Origin of the sequence: Prevotella communis, from assembly GCF_022024175.1 — a bacterium.
Classification (GTDB): domain Bacteria; phylum Bacteroidota; class Bacteroidia; order Bacteroidales; family Bacteroidaceae; genus Prevotella; species Prevotella communis.
Window position 1 is genome coordinate 279,096 of sequence record NZ_CP091794.1, and the last position, 21,327, is coordinate 300,422.

Consider the following 21,327-nt stretch of genomic DNA (forward strand, 5'->3'; position numbering starts at 1 on the left):
CCCGCTGAAATAAAAATACATCTGATATGAACAAAATATATGAGAAGGGAGTAACAAGGAATCAGCAAGCCTATAGCCATACTATAGCCATACTCATGAGTATGCTTAGAGTATGGCTAGAGTATGGCTGGAGTATGCTTAGAGTATGGCTAGAGTATGGCTGGAGTATGGCTAGAGTATGGCTAAAGTATGCCTCGCCTACAACGAGGTTCTTGCGTCCTTTCAGTAGCAAGCGAGCAGAGCTCGAGCGACGGCTCGTCGGTCACGAGATTACTACTCACTCATGGCGAGATTACGGCTCACTCATGACGAGATTACGGCTCACTATATCCATGCTCCTGATGCTCACATTGGGAAGCGGCAGCGTATGGGGACAGACATCGGATTATTCGGGAGTGTATTATATCGGTACTGTAACTCATAGTACCGAAAGTACTACCGATAACTTCTATCTATGTCCCACGGAAAATTATTATTATTATCAATCTACATCCCCATACTATACTAATGGAGATAATGGCATGCCTTTCCTTACTACCTACAAATGTCGAAGTACGGAAGAATATGATGAAAGGAAAGCTCTGTGGGTTATTGAGAAGCACCCTAGTTTAGATTGCTATTATATCAAACATGCTATTGATGGGAAATATCTAACTTACAATGCTGGCTTTTTAACGAACAAGGGGCGTGTACGTTTTCATCTTGAAGAATCACCTTCTAATAATGATTACGCATTGTTTTATATTAACTACTACGACAATACATCTTCTTATGAAATCATTTCTAAATATGCCTCAGACAATAATATCGACCCCGATAGTAATAAGCCAAGAAAATATCTAAATATTAATAAAGGAAACCAACAGTCCCTTGCAGGAACTAGTGCTGATGCGACCCAGGCGATTTTGACTGGTGGTATCATTGGTCTATGGACAGCTGGTAATTCTGAAAGTTCAGGCAGTGGCAAGTTTTACCTTGAATCTGCAGTATCAATCGACCCTCCTACCATTACCAATAATTTTGATGGCACAATAACCATTGCGGCAGCGACTGGCGCCACCATATATTATACTACTGATGGCAGCACGCCAACCACAGAATCTTATGCAGGTACTGGTACTACTTCCGTTAATGTCAACCAGACGGAGAGCATGACAGTCATTAAGGCGATTGCCAAGGTGGAAAGTGATTACTTCCCTACGGTTGCTACTACATACAACCTGCCCAGCTGCGAAAGACCTTCTATTTCTGTTAGTGGTGGTTATGTTACCATCACTTGCACTACTGAAGGTGCTACGATTCATTATACAACAGATGGTACCCACGCCACATCATCTTCAACTGTCTATACTGGACCATTTGCTAAGGGCAGCGCTAATGAAATCAGAGCCATTGCCACAAAAGAAGGTTATGTAAACTCCAATGAGGCCGCTCTGTTGCCTCCAACAGAAGTTTCTTTTTCGAGTGAGATAACAGACATGAATGGTAATTATTCACTGGCGTCAAATTTCAGTTCTGATGTTTCTATAGGTACTTCAGAAAATCCTTTTAGTGGTACCATTGACGGCAACTACCAAACCTTCTCTCTTAGTCAAGCCTTTATAGACGTGGCCGATGGAGCTATCATCAAGAATATTATCATCAGTAGTGCTAACATAAGTGGCTCAGGCAATGCAGGAGCCATCGTAAATACAGCAAAAGGATCAACGAGAATCTATAATTGTGGAGTATTAAATGGTTCTATCAGTGGTGATGACAATGTAGGAGGCATTGCGGGTGAACTGCAAGGCTTATCACGTGTTATTAACTGCTACAACTATGCCGACATTGAAAGCGGAGATAATTGCGGCGGTATTGTAGGGTACAACCGAGTGGCATCCACCAGCAGCAACTTGCAGACTATGGTGATGAACTGTATGTTCTATGGTAACATTACAGGTGAAAACGCTGCTCCTATCTATGGTGGAGAAATAATCCACAACAAATATTCCAATGCAAACAATACAGGTCTTAATAATTACTGCTACTTCCTGTATGATGAAGAGAAAGTTCCTTATGTAAAAACGATTGCTAATGATAAATATCATGGTGCCCTTGGTGCAGAGGAACGCTTTCTGAATCGTTTCGAGTTCTTCCGCATGACACTGAATTCTACACGTAATATGGCGGCATTCTATGTCACAGGAGATGCTACTCAGAAGGATGAAATGGCTAAGTGGGTGCTTGATAAGAGCATAGCGCCTTATCCTATACTCAAAACACAAGGCAAATATCCTTCTGTTGTAAATCCTGATGCCGCTCATGCCACAGCACAGACTGACAGGAATAAAGGTGGATTGTTGGGCACCTTGTCTGTTACCATTAGTGGCGTAGGAGGCGGTGCGCAATTCACTGCACCATCAGGAGCTTCAATCACAACTAACAATCTGACTCTTAACATCACCGATAAGGACTACGACAACTTCAACTACAACTACAAGAAGGTACAGTTACCCTACTACAATGAGGTGGGAACTGGCAACTATACAAGTGGTCGCGTAGTAACAGGGTGGAAGATTACATCAATCACTGGAGGAACACCTGGCAGTTTTACTACTGACACCTATGACTATCCCTCCTTCAACTATGTCGACCGAAAATGCACTAACAAAGACCTCTATGGAACAGGCGGCAGTAATCGTGTGTTTGCACAAGGCGCATATTGGGAAGTGCCTGATGGCGTGGAATCCATCACCATCGAGCCATATTGGGCAAAAGCTGTCTATCTGAGTGATGCCAACTACGACGTCACATACAACGGAACATCAAAATATGGTGTTACTGTAGGAGGCTCTTGTCCTTCGACTTATAATGGACAGCAGGTGTATAATTCTGTATCTAGCGCTATGACTGCTTTAGGTAGCAATGCCTCACATTCCGTTTATGACTATGCTGTTGTATTAGTAGGAAACTATCATCAGTATTCCAATGATGCACTTGTCAAAGATAATAAACCTGTAACCTTTATGAGTGCCGACCTTGATGGAGACGACGAGCCGGATAACACTCTGTTCTATTATCACAATCAGCGTAAAAGAGTATCTCCGATACGTTTTGATTTCCTCAACATACCTGGTGTAGGTATGGTGAAACGCACCCATGATGCTACTATGGATCCAGAGCCAGGCATCTTTAAACCACGAGGATGGTTTGAAATAACCAATACCGTGTTCATCCGTTTTGGTCAGTTTGAATATGCTGGAGGAAACAATGGAGACACGAAAGATATTATGGCACCTCTTATTCTGCAGGGCGGAATTTATGAGCAGTTCGTGTCATGTACGCGAGCCAATGCCCAAAACACCAACTACCTACTTATTGGTAGCAATGCATGGTTTAAGAATTTTGCAAATGGATGCCACACGGCACAGGCAAACATAACCCCGAAAGTTCCTGTCAATGTATCTGGCGGTGACTACACAAACTTTTATCTCACAGGAATTTATCAGCCAAATACTAATGAAAATGAAGAGAACGCAGAATGTTACATCGACGGAGGACGCTTCACTGAGGTTGCTGGTGCCGGTATGCAACAAATAAAGGGTGATGTCACATGGCTTATTAATGCTGCAGACATTACAAGTTTCTTTGGCGGTGGCATCAATGCAACCAAGCCTATTACCGGTAGTATCAGCACTACCATCAGCAACAGTAATGTCGATGAATTCTATGGAGGTCCAAAGTTTGGAGATATGTACGAAGAAAAAACTGTCACTACCAATGCGACAGACTGCCATTTTGGTAAATTCTTCGGAGCAGGCTATGGCGGAACGGCATTCAACCGTGTAGGTTGCGAAGACGACAGTAAAACTGACAACAGCCGCGGTTGGGATTCTTGGGTAACTAAATACTATAAACGAGCATATGATGAAGGTAATGGCGGCATCAGTACTAACTATGATTATGAATTTATCTTACACTCCGACGGAAACCAGACTGTAGCACGTTTCTTTGTAAACTATGCATCTCTGTCATTGGCTTCTACAAGAAATGTCACAAACACACTATCAGGTTGCACCATTGGAACTTTCTATGGTGGAGGTAGTTTAGGAGCTGTTAATGGCGATGTCAATTCTACGCTTACGAACTGTACTGTTACAGGTAGCGCATTTGGAGCTGGTTTCTCTGCATCAGTACCAACGGTTGAAGTATGGAATAAATCAGCGTATCTCAATCCTAAGCCTACCTATAACCGCACGGCTAACGTATTTAATAATGCTAATGTTAAGACTCCAAAAGATAACAACCAATTTGTTGTATATACCTGGAGTAAAGAATACGGCACTAATGCGAACCCATTCACCGATACTGAAGATGGAAAGCACTATATCCATACCGATGTATCTCTGGATGGTCTAGGTGCTGTAACAGGCAAGGCGACCCTCACCATCAATGGCACAACCACCGTTGGTAAAAGTGTCTATGGCGGTGGTGAGGAATCCGGTGTAGCTGGCGATACTGAAGTGAATGTCACCAGCGGTACCATTGGTAGTCAGGGCCAGGGTGGTGTTGAGTATGGCAACGTCTATGGCGGTGGCAAAGGTAAGGTTGGTGACAAGGTGGCTGGCTACGTTAAGGGTAATACGACAGTTAACATCAGTCAGGCATCAGCAGACAAACCTACAACCATCTATCACAATGTCTATGGCGGTGGTGCTTACGGCTCTGTGGGTGATTTTACTTACGATGGCACAACAGGTATGCCTACGGCTTTGGCAACAGCAAACACAGGTGCTTGTACCATCAACATCACCGGCGGCACTTTAGGTAGCGACGGTAAGGAGAACGGTATGGTGTTCGGTTCGTCACGTGGTGATGTAGCCACTCCGGAAGGCGAGCCTGCCGTTGACCCCAATGACCGCATGGCGTGGGTTTACAGCACGCATGTCACCATTGGCGATGCCGATGCTGCAACGAGTCCTGACATCAGGGGCTCTATCTATGGTGGTGGCGAGAACGGTCACACCTTCCAGAATGCCGTTGTAGATATCAACAAAGGTAAAATCGGTATTACCGATACCAGCATTGATGGAGGCGCTGCTTATGCTTATCGTGGCAACGTCTACGGCGGTGGTTGCGGTACGGACAAGTACGACTCCAACGGCGACGGCATCAAAGACAAGTACAACCCGCTGGCAGGTATCGTACAGGGTACTGCCACTGTCAACATTACTGGTGGACAGGTAGTACACAATGTCTATGGCGCTGGTGCTATGGGTTCTGTAGGCGGTGGTGCTGAAGCCAACAGTGGTAAGACAACGATAAACGTTACTGGTGGTCGTATCGGCTATAATGGCGACGGGAATGGTTATCTGTTCGGCGCTGCCCGCGGTGAGTTTGGCGTGAGCACTGCTGCTTCAGGTCTCGCTAACGTTAGGGAGACGGTGGTAAACATCAACTATGCGACGACGCCTGCTGCCGATAATGCCGACAAGAATGTTCAGCTCATCGCCGGTTCTGTATTCGGTGGTGGTGAGGCCGGTACTGTCAAGGAGAGCGTAGCCGTCAACATGACGGGTGGTCTGATTCTGAAAGACGTCTATGGCGGTGGTGCCTTGGCTGATACGCAGACCGGCAACTGGGATGCTACTGCAAATGAAGATGCGGGCGACTGGGCTGACGCAGAAAAGAAATCTGCACTCCATACCACTACCGTTCGTCTGACTGGCGGACGTGTCGGTGAAGAGGTCTTTGGCGGTGGACTGGGAGAAGCCGGTAAACCTGCCTATGTATGGGGTGACGTACTGATTGACCTGAACGGAACGACATCGTCGGGCACAACAGGCACGCCCATCGCTGATGACGCAAAGGGTTGTGTTGTCGGACAGGTCTTCGGTTGCAACAACATCAACGGAACGCCAAAGGGCACCGTCACCGTACACGTCTATGCCACACAATCTCCTGACAAGGACAACATCAGCACCAAACCGGCTAAGGGTACTGAGACGTTTGACGTCGAGGCTGTCTATGGCGGTGGCAGCCTGGCTGCTTATGAGCCTGAAGGCGGCAAGAACACCAATAAGTCTACCAAGGTCATCATCGATGGCTGTGGACTGACGAGCATCCGTCAGGTCTATGGTGGTGGTAACGCTGCTTCTACACCTGCTACCAATGTGGAGGTCAATGGCACCTACGAAATCCTGGAGCTCTTCGGCGGTGGTAACGGTCTTGATAATCTTCCCGACGGCAGACCTAACCCTGGTGCTAACGTGGGTTACAAGAACTATACGATTTACGAGCAAGACGACGAAGACAATTGGATTGCCAAGGATGACCCTGCTTATGACACAAAAGAGGAGCGTACCGCAGGAAACAGTGCCATCACCTATGGCACCGGCCAGGCTTCTGTAAACGTCTTCGGCGGTACCATTCACCGTGTCTTTGGTGGTTCTAACACCAAGGGTAATGTGAGAAAGAGCGCTGTCACCCTGCTGGACGAGAACAGCGGATGTGACTTCTGCGTGGATGAAGCATACGGTGGTGGTAAGAGTGCACCGATGGATGCCGAGGCTAAGCTGCTGATGGCTTGTATCCCAGGTCTGAACGCTGCTTACGGTGGTGCTGAGGCTGCCGACATCCAGGGTGATGTGGTGCTCAATATCACTAATGGTACCTTCGACCGTATATTTGGTGGAAATAATGAGAGTGGTACCATCCGTGGTTCTATCGTCGTGAATATTGAGGAGACTGGCTGCCGACCACTTATTATCGGTGAACTATATGGCGGTGGCAACCAGGCCGGTTATTCAAAGTATGGTTATAAGAAAGTGGATGACGTGTGGGTGCCCCGTGAGGCTAAAGATGGACAGGAACCGGGCACTGTGCTTGCTGCTGATCCTCAGGTAAATGTCAGGTCGTTTACCAGTATAGGTAGTATCTATGGCGGTGGATATGGTGAGACGGCTGTCATGGTGGGCAACCCGCATGTGAACATCAATGTGACGGAAGGTAAGCATGCTGACAAGGTGGCTACAGACGCTTCCGATCCCGACTATGGCGTCTATGATGCAACAGGCTATAAAGGTGCAGAGAAAACCATTGATGGCCATCAGGTGATTATTCCTCCCCACGTAAAGGGTAAAATAGGTGCTATTCAGAATGTCTATGGTGGCGGTTATGGTGCCAAGGTGGATGGTGATACCTATGTGAATATCGGAACACAGGTTGGTGAGAGCATTGTGTTTAATACGCCCTTTACGAAAACGGTGAACAATATAGAGGTGAACACGACTTCTGAGGACCGTACCCATGAGGTGAAGGGTGTGGACATTCGTGGAAGTATCTATGGCGGTGGATATGGTTCTACTGCTGTGGTTACAGGTAATACAAATGTGCAAATAGGAAAGTGATGCGTAGATGGACCATATTGCTGCTGTTTTTTGTCTGTTCTGTGAAAGGATGGACACAGGAGAATGCATTCCCGTATCCAGAGATACCGGTATCGCTGACAGACGAGAAAGCACGGTTAGCCTATACGTTGGAACATTTCTGGGAAAACTATGACTTTAGAAACTCTTCGCAAACCAACCATCAGATTGGCGAACAGGGTTTTGTTGACTTTGCCAATCTGATGGCATATGCTGATTCTGCAACTTGTGCCAAGGCTGCGGGCATCTTTGCAGAGGGTGTGATATCTTCGGAACAAAGACTGAACTTCTTTGAAGAGTTGGCTCGTCATTATTTGGAGAACCCACAGTCTCCGCTTCGCAACGACATGGTGTATTGCCATCTGCTACGTGCTTTTCCTGCATCGCCGCAGCGGCAGTTCCTCATTCGTCAGTTGTCCCTGAATCAACCGGGAATGATACCGGCAGACTGTTCCTTTGTTGATGCAGAAGGAAACAGACAACGTCTTTATACTCTTCAGGGGCAACACATCCTTATAGTGTTCTTTGACCCTCAATGTGAGCATTGTCAGGAGCAAATGCCTCAGATAAAACGTGAGCCTTTGTTGCAAAAAACATCGGGACTCAAGGTCGTTTATATTGATACGAACTTGAATCCCGATGTGATGAAGGTTTTTTATTTGCCAGCGTTACCGTCGCTTTATCTCTTGGATGCCCATAAGCGGGTTGTCGTCAAGGACGGGTCGTTACAGCAGATTGTCAGTCAGCTTAACGTACTACTTCCGTAAACTCAGCTTTGGCATCCTTGCCTACGGTGACGTAGATAATGGATGTTGTCTCACCGCCACCGTTCATGCCACGGCTGGCAACCGTAAATTTGTAATCGGTGCCATCGGGTGTCTGACGCTTGCCTACTGTTTGTGGTGTGCCCAAGGGGAACTGATAGCTGGAGCAGGCGGCGTCGAAAATTTTTTTGTCGGTTTCTGTCACGGGCTTTTGCTCAGAGTAGTCGGGCAACTTCTCTACGCTCCCTTTCTTGTAACCATTCTCTTTCAGGAAACGATCCAGTTCTTTGGCGGCGGCATTTACGCGGGCAGTGCGTACACCATAGCCTTTTGCAATAGTGGCTTTGGGTAATGCTTTCTTGAGCGCATCTGAAGAGGTGTTCAGACCGCCACTGCCGAAAGTACAGAATGGTACTATCGTCTTACCGGCAAAGTCTTGCTCTTTTACCAGTGTGATGATAGGATTGGCATAGGTGCCAAACCAAATGGGGTAGCCTAGGAAAATGATGTCGTAGTCGGCAATCTGTTTCTTTAAAGGCTTAATAGCTGGCATCTCGCCGCTCTGCATCTCGCGTTGTCCGCGTTGGATTGTCTCTTGGAAATTGCCAGAGTAGGGCACTACAGCCTCTATCTCTTCGATATCGGCTCCTAACTGTTTCTGCAGCTCCTGAGCAATGGTCTTCGTTGTTCCTGTCTCAGAATAATACAGCACCAGCTGCTTTTGTGCATAACTTGTTGTCATTGTTGCCATCATGACGATAAGTGAAAATAGTTTTCTCATAAGTTTTTAGTTTATATGGGTTGATTTAAATGAGCTCGCGGTAGATATCAGCCATCTGACTGGCGACACTGTTCCCTTGAAAGCGCTTAATGTATTGCATGCTGCGTTCTATGCGCTGTTCGCGGCCTTCAGCGCCGTGTAGTGTTGCCATGATGGCATGCGCCATGCCCTCAGCATCATCTGGCGCCACATAGAAAGCGTCGGGACCGCCTGCTTCCTCGAGGCAGGAACCTGTGCAAGCTACAACTGGCAGACCGGAACTGATGGCTTCGATGATAGGAATGCCAAAACCTTCGTAGACGGAGGGGTATACAAAAGCCTCGGCATTGGCATAATAGGGCACGAGTTCGGGATTGCTGACAGCATGGAGCATGATAACACGATGTTCGAGACCATGCTTCTTGGCATAGGCTTTTACCTCATCGGCATAAGGCGTCTGCCTACCGATGATAACAAGGGATAAGTCCTCAGGCAAATATGGCAGTGCCTTCACAGCCAGCAGAATGTTCTTGCGTCGCTCAATCGTACCTACGCTGAGAATATAACGGGCAGGAAGACCGCTTCTGTCGGCTGAGGCTGACCTCTGGAACTTTGGAGAACAGCTCTGGTAGACCAAAGAGATGCGACTCTCGTCAACACCGCCAAGTTCTATGATATCCCGTTTGGTACATTCGCTGATAGCCACGATATGACTGGCCTCACGGATTGTCTGACGGAACTTCCAGGTGTATATCTTGACGTCAATCCAGTTGTAGAACTCAGGATGACGCATGAATATCAGGTCGTGGATTGTGACGATACTCTTGATGCCACTCTTGCTGATGTTAATAGGCAGTTCGCCGGAAAGTCCGTGATATAACTGAACACCATCGCGTTTCAAGTCGTTGGTGATGCCGCGACTACGCCATATGGCAGCCCGTAGTCCGGAAAGTCCCTGACCGGGGTAACAGAAAGTGACGTTGGGGCGCTCAATAATCTGTCCCCTTAGATTCGTACGTCCGGAATTGGGGGCATACAGACGAAGGGACAAGGAGTCATCCTGTGCAAGGTCATTGATAAGTGTTCGTCCGTAACTTCCCAATCCTGTGCCATTGCTGACAATTCTTTTTGCATCGAAGCCTATAATCATGCTTTTATTCATATTTTCGGCAAAGGTACGAAATAAATCACAGACGTAGTGTTATAATTCATAATTATTTCATACCTTTGCATACAAATAGTATAAAAAAGACTTGAGATTTGATAGAATGACGAGGATTCTGGTTATACACGCAGCTTCATTGAAAGAACGTGGTGAGCACATAGACCGAATGCTGAAAGGCATGGGGCTGGAGTATGAGTTCATAGCGGAGGCTGACCGTGACCTGTTGACCGATGAGCTGATGAACCGTTATCTTGCTGATGGACCGGAAAAGATGCGTGAGAAATTATCAACGGCATCGTGTACCATAAAACATTTTATAGCCTGCGAGAAAGTCCTGGAGGCTCATGATGACGGTGCTTTGATATTGGAGGACGACATCGTCCTGCACAAGGATTTCCAATCGCTTTTTGGAAGGTGTATGAGCGAGTATCAGCAGCATCATGCCGACAGCCCGATCCTGATTTCATTAGAGGATAGTTCTTTGCGGTTTGTCCCTCGTAGTCAACGCACTAAGGGACAAATGCTTTACCCTGCAGAGAAAGGCCGTATGGCAGGTGCCTATTATGTGAATAAGCAGGCCTGTCAGGCTATCATTGACAGTTTGAAGGCAGAGCGTTGCAGAATCCCGATTGACCACTATCACAACCTATTGATGAGTCGTGGTCTTATTCAATGCCTATGGGCTCAGCCAGCCATGGCCACCCAAGGGTCGTTTATGGGTGTCTTTGGCTCATCGCTCTCAAAGCGCAATGACCGGATGATCAAGTTGCGTTGGATATTTAAGAAAAATTACAAACGATTTCTTTATTGGTTAAGATAACCACAAATGATATAAAAATATGGGTACCCCAAGACGATTCTCGATACTTATCCCTACTTGGAATAACTTGGCTTTTCTGCAACTGTGTATTCAGAGCATCAGAAAGAATTCAGCCATAGATCATGAGATATTGGTTCATGTCAATGATGGTAGTGATGGCACTTTGGCGTGGGTCAAGGCGCAAAGCGATATTAAATATACGCATTCTGATGAGAATATAGGTGTGTGCTATGCCCTTAATGGTCTTCGCACGCTGATGACAACGGAATATGTGCTGTTCATGAACGACGACATGTATGTGTGTCCGGGATGGGATACGGCTCTTGATGAGGAGATTACGGCCATTGGCCATAACAGGTTCTTCTTGTCAGCCACACTCATACAGCCTCGTCCTTTCTTCTGTAAGAGTGTCATAGCTCCGGCAGACTATGGTCAGACGGTTGAGTCCTTTGATGAAGAACGTCTGTTAAAGGAATATCAGGAGCTGAAACATGATGACTGGCAGGGTGCAACATGGCCTCCTAATGTGGTACACCGTGATATGTGGGACTTAGTGGGAGGATATAGCATAGAGTATAGCCCGGGCATGTATAGCGACCCTGATTTTTCTGCCAAGCTGTGGAAGGCTGGTGTCAGACTGTTCAAAGGCGTGAGTCGTAGTCGTGTATATCATTTTGAGGCACGTTCAACACATCGCATCATTAAGAACGACGGTTCTACTCAGTTCCTCCGCAAGTGGGGTATTACATCTGCATCGTTTATCCGTGACGTGCTTCACCGGGGCGAAAAATGGAACGGCCAGCTTGATGCTCCGTCTTCACGTTTGAAGGCAGACTTGCTGCGCAGTCGTCTGAAACGTCTGCTGACGATATTCCGTGATGTACGTATCAAGAATATCTGGGAAGACTAGGTGTCCTGTTTCATGAACACCCGTTTGTCGTCATATTCGCGATAGGGGAGGTTATAGTCGAGATAGAAGAAGTTGTGCTGACGCTGATGATCGTGAGGAGGTACGACCATGTAGTCACCGTATTTCTGCGTGAGATAAGTATCAGCGTGCTCAACTCCCATCAAGGTCTTTCCTTCAAATTCAATGGGGGTAGGACGGCCTAATACAGATTTGTCGCAGATACCGTTCATGCCGTCATCATAGTCGGCCACCAGTGTGCAATCATCAAATGAGTAGCGTGTCATGATATTGCGCAAACGACGTTGTACGGCAGCATTGCTTGTCAGCCATTGACACAATAAGGGTATCCATGATGAAGGACCATGACCATGCTTGAAAGGATCGCGATGAAGAAAATATATGATGCGTTTCTGAATCTCGTAGTGTGAGAACTGAAAACGCTGTTTCCATGACTGTTGTGGTACACCATCGAGTGGGAATACATCAATATAGAGGCCTCCGATATAATTGATGTGGGCACGCTCTATTAATGTTGTGGAACTGTCCTGGATCTTCCCGAACGGACCTGGATAGAGCGGGTCGGTCTCAGCACTGACAGCTTCGTATGGAGCAGGGAGCCATTCGTGTGCGTGAGCCATCAGACGGTCGTAATCGGGACGTGGCATACAGATATCCATATCATCGTCCCAGGGAATGAACCCACCATGTCGCACTGCGCCTAACATGGTGCCTGCCCAAAGATAATATCGCAAATCATGTTCACGACAGACTTTGTCAACAGCTAAAAGTATGTTGAGTATATGTAATTGTAAGGGTCTGATGTCGTAATTCGCCATAGTGTAAGATGTGTTTCTTGCGTGCAAAGTTACATATTTTTCTTTAATTTTAAGACGATTTGTGCAGAGAGTTGCATTTTTATTTGTACTTTTGCATAACTCAAGAAATGGAGAACGAATGAAGGTTGTCATTGATCAGCAGTTCCAGAAGTACGAAAACTTCATCAGACAGATACCTCGTCTGATAGAAGACGGTGTTGGCACTACCGTGTATGATGGGCGTAATAAGGTAGTAAGACTGGAATATGAAGGAGAGACGATGATGGTGAAGTGTTTCAAGCGCGTGAACATCATCCAGCAGATTGTCTACACCTTCTTCCGTAAGTCTAAGGCTGAGCGGGCCTTTCTCTTTGCAGGAGAATTTGCCAGTCGGGGAATCAACACACCCCAGCGTATTGCCTTTTTGGAAGAGAAACGCTGTGGCTTGTTCCTGAAAGGCTATTTCGTCAGTAAGGAGGTTGAGGGAACGGAATGCCATCTGTTGCTGAGAGAGGTGAAAGAGTTCAGTCCTCAGTTGGCTGATGCCGTGATGAAACAGACTCTTTTGATGCATAGCAAAGGCATCCTGCATGGTGATCTGAACCTGTCGAACTTCCTCTGTACAGAGAAGTCTGGCAACTATTATTTTAATATGATTGACATCAACCGTTCCCGTTTCTGTGACGGTTATCCCTCCAACAAGGAATGTCTGAAGAATCTGGTGAGGACAACCCATCGGCGAGACCTTTATGAATATCTCGTTGCCAGTTATGCGCGTCAAAGAGGGTGGGATGAAAAGGAAACGGTCCAACAGGCTGTTGCACTGCTCGACCGTTTTGAACATCGGAGGTTTAAACTTTAGCTCTTACTTCCTCTATTGTTGTTTCCCGATATGGCTGATTCAGATCCATACGGAAGAAATGATGCTGTATCTGCTTCTCTTTTGGTGGCAGTTGCATATAGTCACCATATTTGTTTGAGAGATACTCATCAGCACGTTCTACTCCCATGAATGTCGTATCAGCAAAAGCGTATGGCTGAGGCGTTCCTAAGATGGTCTTCTTGATTGCTCCGCGAACACCGTCATCGTAGTCGGCCACATATTCCGAACTGTCATAGTCATATTTCGTCATCAGGCGTTTTACACGCTTCTGCAGATCCTCTAGAGAGAAGACCTGATGCAGCAGCCAAGGATACCATGAGCGTGGCCCGTAGCCATGCTTGAATGGGTTGCGACCACGTAGGAAGAGCAAATGGCGCCAGAACTTATAGCGCTTGAAGTGCTTTTGTCTTTCCTTCTCATCAGAAGGAACACCGTCAATGGGGAAGACGTCTATATAGATACCCTCAAGGAACGGAAAGTCTGGACGTTCCAGGACTGTTGTCGAAGCGTCTTCAATCTTTGCAAACGGATAAGGATAGGTGGGGTCGTTCTCGGCGCTGATCACCTCGTATGGTGCCGGGAGCCACTCTTTCCAATGCGCTAACAGCTTCTCGTAGTCCGGACGTGGCATGCAGATGTCCATATCGTCATCCCAAGGGATAAAGCCCTGATGACGAACGGCACCCAACATGCTGCCAGCCCACAGATAGTAGCGCAGTCCATGTTCACGGCATACCTGGTCAATAGCCTTGAGGTTACCCATTATCTTCTGTTGCAGGATATGGATATCGTAATTTGTTTCGTTATAGAGTCGCATATGTTGAGTCCTAAATATGGAGTAATTGACGATAGAGAGCGATATACTGTTCAGTATAGTGGTCGTAATTGAAGGTGCGTGAGTAAGCACGGGCATCCACGGCTTCCTGACCGTCTCTGCTCCATCCTTCCAGTCCTTTCCTTACTACCTCTGCCATAGCCTCTGGCTCATAGCTGTCCCAGTAGGAGGCATGTGTGCTGCAGACCTCTGGCAGACAACTGAAGCGTGACGAGAATACTTTCGTGCCGAAACGCATGGCTTCGAGGACAGGGATGCCAAACCCTTCCAGCTTACTGGGGAATAATAGGGCATCGGCATGAGCCATGAGCCAGCATTTCTCCTCATCCGCAATCTTTCCTGTCAATACAATGCGGTCTTTATCCTCCGGGGCTACCATGCTGCGTATCTTGTCGGCATAAGCCCAGTGGTTTGCGCCGCAGATGTAAAGATGATGATTGGGGAAGTATTTCATCATGGGCACCACGGTATGGATGTTCTTCTTCTCCCTGACATGTCCTATGCAAAGGAAGAAGGGAGCATGCTCATCCTTGACGAATGATGGTTGCTTGCGAGGGTGGGCCTCCACGTCGTCTATACCATTATAGATAACCTGTGGCTCTTTGTCAAGGAATGGAATGTGTTGCTCCACATCTTTCTTTACGTATTCGGAAATCACCGTGATAGCGTCGCTGCGATGGATAAGCCATGGCATCTCTATCTTGTGACGTAACAGATGGATGCCGTGCTTCTCGTAGAGGTAGTTCAGGTCATGCACCGTCAGCAGTTGCAGGGTGCCTTTTGTATGGCGACGGTAGCCGAACTGCTGATCCGTGGCATGCCACAGGTCGATATGGTTAGGATAACGACGTATTTCCCGCTTGCGGTTCTCGGTGGCTATATAGTCAATATGCGGACCGAACTCTCCGATATGTTTCTTTGGGATGATAAAGATGAAATGCATATCGGGCACATCAGCCACGGCCAGTCGGCGACAATAGTTGCGTACTATCTCGCCAAAGCCACTCAGTGCATCATAATTGGAAAAGTCAACAAGTACGTTCTTCATCTGTCTGATGGCCTAGGGGTTCATAATATCCAGATAGCGTTTCAGTACCAGGAGAGAGATGAGCTTCTCACGCTCACGGTCGCGGAACTGGTCTATATACTCGTGGGCATGGTCAATAATCTCCTGTGCTTTCTCCGGATGGGCTATGTAATATTCCATCTTGTCGATGAGGTCGCTATAGTCTTCCTCCACGCCGATATAGTGATAGTCGGGTTTCAGCTTACCCTCCATGAACCAGGTCTCACAGCGCAGCTTCGGACTGATGGCAATAGAGTTGGACGACATCACCCATTTCAGGTTTGACGCAACGTCATTACCTTCGAGTGACATGATGAACTTATAGTCCAGATGTTCTGGGATGGTCATCTTCTGCACTTGCCATTTGGGTTCCACACCACCTATCTCACCTACATCAACCATCGGGTGGCCGAAGTATTTGCAGGCAAAGTCGTAGCGGTTACGTTTCATCTCCTTGCTATTGGCCTGACCAATCTTTCCACGGAAGATGGCCATATCCTTCTTGTCGGTAAATTTCAAACGGTCCTTCACAAAGATAAAGTGGCGTACCTTCTCAAGCTTCATGATGACATTATTCGTCATGTCGCCTTCGATGAGGCGGCTCTTCACAATAGACGGCAGGGGTAGGGCATAGTCTATATCGCCAGCCTGAAGAATCCAGCGCAGGGACTGGTTGAACCAACGGGAGAACTCCAGCGCATCGTAATAGTAGACGGATGCACCGGTCTTTTTCGTATGACGCAGTTCTGTTGATGCTTTCAAAAAGGCTTCGCGGTCATAGGGTGTCTCGGCTGTCAGCCTGCAATAGTAGTCCACACGACTCAGGATATATTCCTTGTCAGGACGACTGTCAAGCTTGCGGAGCTCATGGTCCAGCATGGCGTTGAGTAAGGGCTTTGGTACAGCCTGACGAACGAAATTCACCAGGTAGTAGATGAATTTCGGGTTCTTTCCGCTGTGGAAAGTATAATAGAACTTGCGTTTCAAATCACTCATAGTTGTGTCTTTATATGTTTTGTTGTAAATTCTTTCAGCATCTGCCATACATGGTCTACCGTTGCTTCCTCGTTGCGGATGGCTACGGCTGGTACTTCATCCTGTGGTATCCATACCTGTGGATTGGCGACTGGTGAACAGACAACCAGTGACGGCTTCTGCATGGCATGTACGATGTGGCGTGCCCCACCTTCGTTTCCGAAGTACAGGTTGATGGCGTCACACATGGCAGCCAATTGTCTGCTGCTTCTGGCCTGTACGTCAATGAAGACGGAGGCCGGTGCGCCAAGGCGCTGGTAGATGTCGCGTGCATTCTCTTCCTCCTTGCCTGGGGCATAGTTGAAGATGAGTTGTATCTCCGGGAAACACTCAATAAAACGCTTAAGTACCTCGGTCATCTTTTCTTTTGGCCAGGTCTTATTCTCCAATTTGGCGGTGACACCTATCAGGGCAATAGGACGACTGAGGTCCATTCCCTGCTGATGGAGATAGGTCCTGAAGTCTTCCTTCTCCTGTTCTGATACCCAGAGGGTCATCTTCCGGTCGTATTGCACAGGACAGATACGCTCCAGGGGCTCCAGATGCTCCAGAATGTGGTCAATCATTGGTGTGTTCTCTACCGAACCGACACGGTGGTTATACAACAGCCAGGTGTAGGGCTTCTTCAAGGCCACACGGATGGGTGTGTGTAAGGAGAAAAGGGCAAATGGTGTCGTATTGAAGGTCGAACGTTTGTCGATGATGACGTCATAACGGGTCTCATGCATGATGCGCCACACCTTCTTCAGGTATGTCATCGTATCGTGACGTTCTTCCTTCGTAAAGGTGATGATGCGGTCTATAGAGGGATGGCCCTCGAAAAGCGCAGCCAGGTTATCATTGAGCACATAGTCGATGCGTGCATCAGGGAAAGTCTTCCTGATGGTGTTGCAGATAACTGTGGTCAATACGGCATCGCCCAGTTGTCGGAATCGTACTACGAGTACATTTTTTACTTCCATAGTCTTGTCTTTATGATTAACTGCCTGTGACATTGGGATCCTTGGGAATGGTACGTCCGTTCACCAGGTTATAAACCCGGTCGAACTCCTCCTTTGTGCGCTTCCAACGGTTGTGTGTCCACAGGTAGTAAACCGGGGCACGATAGATAGCTTTCTCCAGTAGCTGGAAGAACTGCTTGGTCACTTCGTTCTCGGGCAGTGAATTGATGTCATCTGTTATCTTACGGAACGTACAGGTATAATAGCCGCGTCGTGGACGGAACATGTCAACATAGAACACGGCATCGTTTGCCTTGCGCATGATGCGCTCTCCACCCGTGAAGACAGCGGTATCCTGATTCAGGAACTTAATCCATAGGTGGATGTTCATCCAACGTGGTGCCTGGTCGCTGATATAGCCGAAGAGATAGGGCTTCTGCTCCTGTCTGCATGTGATGAGGTGGCGCAACACATCCTTCTTGGGAATGCAACTGCCACCATGAGCCGAACGGACTGCAATGAAGAGCTTGTCAAACGCGTCATTATAGAGCGGATGATAGATAAGGCCCATCACAGCGTTGGGATAGCGACGGAAGGCCAGTCCTGTAGCTGACAGCCATTCCCAGTTGCAGTAATGGCCAAGGATGGCAGCGCAGTTCTGACCACGGTCGTAGCATTCCTCCAGTTCCTCTACATTCTGGAACTCAATATGCTTCAGGAGTTCCTTGTCGCTGATACTTAACAGCTTGATCGTTTCAACGATATAGTCGCACAACCACTGGTAGAATTCGTATTCTATACAGGATAACTCAATATCGTCCTTTTCAGGAAATGATGCCTTGAGGTTCTTCCACACTACTTTTCTCCTGTATTTCACGACGCGATACATCAGGAACCAAATACAGTCAGACAGTCCGTAAAGCACCTTGAAGGGCAACAAGGAAATCAGGTATGCGAAACCATACAGGAGATAATATAAGAGATTCTTCATCATCGTTAATTGGATTTTAGTTTAAATGTATTGAGAGCCTTAACCACCTCACGGGCCTCGTCGGGTGTCATCACTGGACTGATGGGCAGACTGAGTTCCTGGCGGTGGATCTTTTCCGTGACAGGAAGCGACAGACTGTTCCATTGGCTGTAGCATTCCTGCTTGTGAGGCGGGATAGGATAGTGGATGAGTGTCTGAATACCTTGCTCTTTCAGGTATTCCTGTAGCTCCTCCCTGTGTTCGCAGAATACGGGGAAGATGTGATAGACGTTCTGCTCATCTTCCAGGTAATCGGGGAGAGTCACCAGAGGATTGCTGATTCCCTCATAGTAAATCCTGGCGTTGGCACGGCGCGCGTCATTGTCTTCATCCAGATGATGCAGTTTGACATCCAGCACGGCAGCCTGTGTCTCATCCATTCTGCTGTTTCGTCCTGTATATTTGAAGATATATTTCTGTTGACTGCCGTAATTGGCCAGCGCACGGATGGTATCAGCCAATTCCTTGTCGTTGCAGGTTACGGCTCCTGCATCGCCTAATGCGCCAAGGTTCTTTCCTGGGTAGAAACTGTGTCCTGCCGCATCACCAAGACTGCCTGTCCGTCGGCCATCAGTATATCTGCAGCCGTGAGCCTGCGCATTATCCTCCACCAGCTTTAAGTTGTGTTTCTGGCATAATCTGCCAATCTCTTCCGTATATGCACACCGGCCGTAGAGGTGAACCAACAGGATGGAACGGGTCTTTGGTGTGATGAGGGCTTCCAACTTGCTGTCATCCAGCTCCAGTGTGTCATAACGAGGTTCGGCCAGGACCGGAACTAATCCATTCTCGGTCAGGGCAAGAATGGATGCGATAAAGGTGTTGGCCGGCACGATGACTTCATCGCCTGGCTGCATCACCCCCATCTCTATATAGGCGCGATAAATCCAAATCAGGGCATCCAGACCATTTCCACAGCCCACGCAATAGCGACTGCCGATATAGGCGGCATAGTCAGTCTCGAAGCGTTTGTTCTCCGCTCCTTGCAGATAATAGCCCGAGTCCACGACGCGTGTGATGGCTTCGTGAATCTCTTCTCCGTATTTCTGCGTGATGCGCTGTAGGTCTAAGAATTTTATCATCGCTCTAATTTATCTGTTTTGCAAGTCCGTAGTGGTCTGCTGTATGATGGCCTTGTTCAGGCGTGTCATCTGTTGTGCATCTTCGCACTCATTGATGAGGGGCCGCTTCAAGTCGAAATCATAGAGCTGTTGTCCAGTGGCGTTGTAAATCCATTGGGCATTGCTGTAGTTGTTCACCACTGTTGGGAGGGTATAGCTCTCTGAGAGCACGTCGCGACTGAATATAAAGTCGTCGTGGTTCAGATGGAGTTGCCCGAAGAGGGTAGCGGCCAGGTCGCTCTGATTACAGAGCCTGTCGATGACTCGTGGTTCACGAATGGTACCACCCACCCATAGCATGGGGATGTGGTTCTTCTGTAAGGGCTTTGTCTGGTCTATCTCTCCGTGAATGATACCATGGTCGGCAATCATCACGATGAGCATGTTGTCCCATCGGGGCGTCTGTTTCAGTTTGTTGATGAAATCATCAATGCAGTCATCCAGGTAACAGAATGCGTTATCGACCTCGTCATCCAGTTTCTTGACGGGTACCTCCCAGGGCTCATGACTGGAGAGTGTGCTGTATCCCCACAGGTGAGGAACATCTGGTGACGACTGAATCATCTGGTTGTAAATCCTCTGGAAAGTGATATCATCCCGCACGCCCCACTGACCAGTCTGCTGTTCCTTGAACGAGAAGTCCTTGATGTCCGTGAGCCGGTCCCAGCCTGTGGAGAACAGGTAACTGCGCATATTCGTAAAGTTGGCATCGCCACCGTACAGATAGCTGGTCTGATAGCCCTTTTCCTTTAATCTGCCGGCAATGCTGGGCAGGAACCCACTCTTCTCTGGCGTCTTCATGATAGAGATGGCGGGGAACGAAGGATAGCCGCTCAATACGCAGAGCGTTCCGCGGTCAGTACGCCAGGAGTTGGCAAAACACTGACTGAAATAGATGCCTTCTTTCTTCAGTTCCTGAAGATGTGGCATGACACTGGCAAACTGTTCTCCCGCACTTTCCAGAAGGATGATGAGGATATCGGGACGTTCGGTGGTGAGGAGGGTGTCCTGGTGCAGACTCTCTGTGGTGTAGACCCCTTGGAGCAGTTCTTCACATTCTTCCGGCTCAAAGAACAGGTATTGTGATAAATCTTCCAGTTGGTGAGACATGGAATAGAAGAAACAGAATATGGGGTTTACTGCAGAATGGTTCAGGAACTGGTTCTGCGAGTAGTATACCTGTCCGGTATTGGTTGTCGCATCTCCAAATCCGCCGCGAATGCCAATGACCATCAATGGGGCCGTCACGACATAGAGAATCAGCTCTTTCCAGTTGCCGCGTGACGAAGCAGGTACGCCTGCATGTCTGTCGTATGCAAAGAAGAAGACAATTGTGCTGAAAACCAAGACGATAACCCTGATAATCATATAACCAACGGATACACTGGCCATCACCTCGTTGGGCGATTCCAGGTATTGCAACCATGAGAAGTCAAGCTTGAAATGCCAGAATGCATACATGCTGGTGTCGCTGACGAATGCCAAGGCGAAAGCCAGTGCTATCAGGGCATAATAAGGTCTCATCAGCCATTTGGGTATCCTGACCCAGATGCTGACCATGGTGATGAGGAATGGCAGTATCAGGAAATAGAGAGCTGTTGACAAGTCAAGGCTCAGTCCATGCCATAACACGGCAAACATATCACCTACAGAGAATGTGCCTTCGGCATGATTACATATCATGAATGCCCATTTGGCAGCCATGAAAATCAGAACTGTCAATAGGTAGAACCTGATGAGATATAATAGTCGTTTCTTCACTATCCGCTATGCTCT

Annotated in this window: 15 protein-coding genes; 5 read left to right on the top strand and 10 right to left on the bottom strand. The window is 47.7% G+C overall.

All coding sequences use genetic code 11. The features are described 5' to 3' along the window. Nucleotides 1-26: 26 nt before the first annotated feature. Both L6466_RS01055 and L6466_RS01060 read left to right on the top strand, forming a co-directional pair. Complete coding sequence (locus L6466_RS01055; protein ID WP_237802331.1) at nucleotides 27-7,388, top strand: chitobiase/beta-hexosaminidase C-terminal domain-containing protein; 7,362 nt, start codon at nucleotides 27-29, stop codon at nucleotides 7,386-7,388. Next, nucleotides 7,388-8,173 carry a DUF5106 domain-containing protein gene (locus tag L6466_RS01060; protein WP_237813062.1) on the top strand — a complete coding sequence of 262 codons (786 nt, stop codon included), beginning with the start codon at nucleotides 7,388-7,390 and terminating at the stop codon, nucleotides 8,171-8,173. Before L6466_RS01055 ends, L6466_RS01060 begins: the two co-directional genes overlap by 1 nt. Here L6466_RS01060 and L6466_RS01065 read toward each other — a convergent pair. Both L6466_RS01065 and L6466_RS01070 read right to left on the bottom strand, forming a co-directional pair. Further along, nucleotides 8,154-8,951 carry a flavodoxin gene (locus tag L6466_RS01065; protein ID WP_237802329.1) on the bottom strand — a complete coding sequence of 266 codons (798 nt, stop codon included), beginning with the start codon at nucleotides 8,949-8,951 and terminating at the stop codon, nucleotides 8,154-8,156. The genes L6466_RS01060 and L6466_RS01065 overlap by 20 nt on opposite strands. A 25-nt stretch (nucleotides 8,952-8,976) precedes the next feature. Next, entirely contained in the window at nucleotides 8,977-10,092 is a 1,116-nt protein-coding gene (locus L6466_RS01070; RefSeq protein ID WP_237802328.1) for a glycosyltransferase family 4 protein, read from the bottom strand. 106 nt (nucleotides 10,093-10,198) lie between these two features. Between L6466_RS01070 and L6466_RS01075 the strand changes: the two genes are divergently transcribed. After that, complete coding sequence (locus tag L6466_RS01075; protein WP_237802327.1) at nucleotides 10,199-10,915, top strand: glycosyltransferase family 25 protein; 717 nt, start codon at nucleotides 10,199-10,201, stop codon at nucleotides 10,913-10,915. Between the two features lie 19 nt (nucleotides 10,916-10,934). Further along, the gene (locus tag L6466_RS01080) at nucleotides 10,935-11,825 is read left to right on the top strand and encodes a glycosyltransferase family 2 protein (RefSeq protein WP_091813575.1); all 891 of its coding nucleotides are present in this window, start codon (nucleotides 10,935-10,937) and stop codon (nucleotides 11,823-11,825) included. Here L6466_RS01080 and L6466_RS01085 read toward each other — a convergent pair. Continuing rightward, the gene (locus L6466_RS01085) at nucleotides 11,822-12,661 is read right to left on the bottom strand and encodes a LicD family protein (RefSeq protein ID WP_237802326.1); all 840 of its coding nucleotides are present in this window, start codon (nucleotides 12,659-12,661) and stop codon (nucleotides 11,822-11,824) included. The two genes, L6466_RS01080 and L6466_RS01085, sit on opposite strands and share 4 nt — an antisense overlap. Before the next feature lie 118 nt (nucleotides 12,662-12,779). Here L6466_RS01085 and L6466_RS01090 point away from each other — a divergent pair, with 118 nt between their 5' ends. Further along, nucleotides 12,780-13,502 carry a lipopolysaccharide kinase InaA family protein gene (locus L6466_RS01090; protein ID WP_091813582.1) on the top strand — a complete coding sequence of 241 codons (723 nt, stop codon included), beginning with the start codon at nucleotides 12,780-12,782 and terminating at the stop codon, nucleotides 13,500-13,502. Here L6466_RS01090 and L6466_RS01095 read toward each other — a convergent pair. The 7 genes from L6466_RS01095 to L6466_RS01125 are packed head-to-tail and all read right to left on the bottom strand — an operon-like array spanning nucleotide 13,492 to nucleotide 21,312. Next, on the bottom strand, nucleotides 13,492-14,340 hold the full coding sequence (locus tag L6466_RS01095) for a LicD family protein (RefSeq protein WP_237802325.1): 849 nt from the start codon (nucleotides 14,338-14,340) through the stop codon (nucleotides 13,492-13,494). The genes L6466_RS01090 and L6466_RS01095 overlap by 11 nt on opposite strands. A gap of 10 nt (nucleotides 14,341-14,350) precedes the next feature. Next, nucleotides 14,351-15,406, bottom strand: coding sequence for a glycosyltransferase family 4 protein (locus tag L6466_RS01100; RefSeq protein WP_091854611.1), 1,056 nt, complete (start codon nucleotides 15,404-15,406; stop codon nucleotides 14,351-14,353). Nucleotides 15,407-15,418: 12 nt separating this feature from the next. Then, nucleotides 15,419-16,420: a glycosyl transferase family 90 gene (locus tag L6466_RS01105; RefSeq protein ID WP_176944223.1), complete on the bottom strand. Its 1,002-nt coding sequence runs from the start codon at nucleotides 16,418-16,420 to the stop codon at nucleotides 15,419-15,421. Next, the gene (locus L6466_RS01110; RefSeq protein WP_237802324.1) at nucleotides 16,417-17,421 is read right to left on the bottom strand and encodes a glycosyltransferase family 9 protein; all 1,005 of its coding nucleotides are present in this window, start codon (nucleotides 17,419-17,421) and stop codon (nucleotides 16,417-16,419) included. Before L6466_RS01110 ends, L6466_RS01105 begins: the two co-directional genes overlap by 4 nt. Before the next feature lie 16 nt (nucleotides 17,422-17,437). Continuing rightward, complete coding sequence (locus L6466_RS01115; RefSeq protein ID WP_237803572.1) at nucleotides 17,438-18,391, bottom strand: lysophospholipid acyltransferase family protein; 954 nt, start codon at nucleotides 18,389-18,391, stop codon at nucleotides 17,438-17,440. Between the two features lie 5 nt (nucleotides 18,392-18,396). Further along, a complete protein-coding gene (locus tag L6466_RS01120) occupies nucleotides 18,397-19,512 on the bottom strand; it encodes a DegT/DnrJ/EryC1/StrS family aminotransferase (protein ID WP_237802323.1) in 1,116 nt (371 codons plus the stop codon). Nucleotides 19,513-19,521: 9 nt separating this feature from the next. Further along, complete coding sequence (locus L6466_RS01125; RefSeq protein WP_237802322.1) at nucleotides 19,522-21,312, bottom strand: LTA synthase family protein; 1,791 nt, start codon at nucleotides 21,310-21,312, stop codon at nucleotides 19,522-19,524. Nucleotides 21,313-21,327 lie beyond the last annotated feature (15 nt).

Coding starts and splice junctions, on each gene's coding strand:
- L6466_RS01115 (WP_237803572.1), bottom strand. CDS start 18,391: ATGAAGAATCTCTTATATTATCTCCTGTATGGTTTCGCATACCTGATT.
- L6466_RS01105 (WP_176944223.1), bottom strand. CDS start 16,420: ATGAGTGATTTGAAACGCAAGTTCTATTATACTTTCCACAGCGGAAAG.
- L6466_RS01055 (WP_237802331.1), top strand. CDS start 27: ATGAACAAAATATATGAGAAGGGAGTAACAAGGAATCAGCAAGCCTAT.
- L6466_RS01075 (WP_237802327.1), top strand. CDS start 10,199: ATGACGAGGATTCTGGTTATACACGCAGCTTCATTGAAAGAACGTGGT.
- L6466_RS01095 (WP_237802325.1), bottom strand. CDS start 14,340: ATGCGACTCTATAACGAAACAAATTACGATATCCATATCCTGCAACAG.
- L6466_RS01080 (WP_091813575.1), top strand. CDS start 10,935: ATGGGTACCCCAAGACGATTCTCGATACTTATCCCTACTTGGAATAAC.
- L6466_RS01070 (WP_237802328.1), bottom strand. CDS start 10,092: ATGAATAAAAGCATGATTATAGGCTTCGATGCAAAAAGAATTGTCAGC.
- L6466_RS01065 (WP_237802329.1), bottom strand. CDS start 8,951: ATGAGAAAACTATTTTCACTTATCGTCATGATGGCAACAATGACAACA.
- L6466_RS01120 (WP_237802323.1), bottom strand. CDS start 19,512: ATGATAAAATTCTTAGACCTACAGCGCATCACGCAGAAATACGGAGAA.
- L6466_RS01110 (WP_237802324.1), bottom strand. CDS start 17,421: ATGGAAGTAAAAAATGTACTCGTAGTACGATTCCGACAACTGGGCGAT.
- L6466_RS01085 (WP_237802326.1), bottom strand. CDS start 12,661: ATGGCGAATTACGACATCAGACCCTTACAATTACATATACTCAACATA.
- L6466_RS01100 (WP_091854611.1), bottom strand. CDS start 15,406: ATGAAGAACGTACTTGTTGACTTTTCCAATTATGATGCACTGAGTGGC.
- L6466_RS01090 (WP_091813582.1), top strand. CDS start 12,780: ATGAAGGTTGTCATTGATCAGCAGTTCCAGAAGTACGAAAACTTCATC.
- L6466_RS01060 (WP_237813062.1), top strand. CDS start 7,388: ATGCGTAGATGGACCATATTGCTGCTGTTTTTTGTCTGTTCTGTGAAA.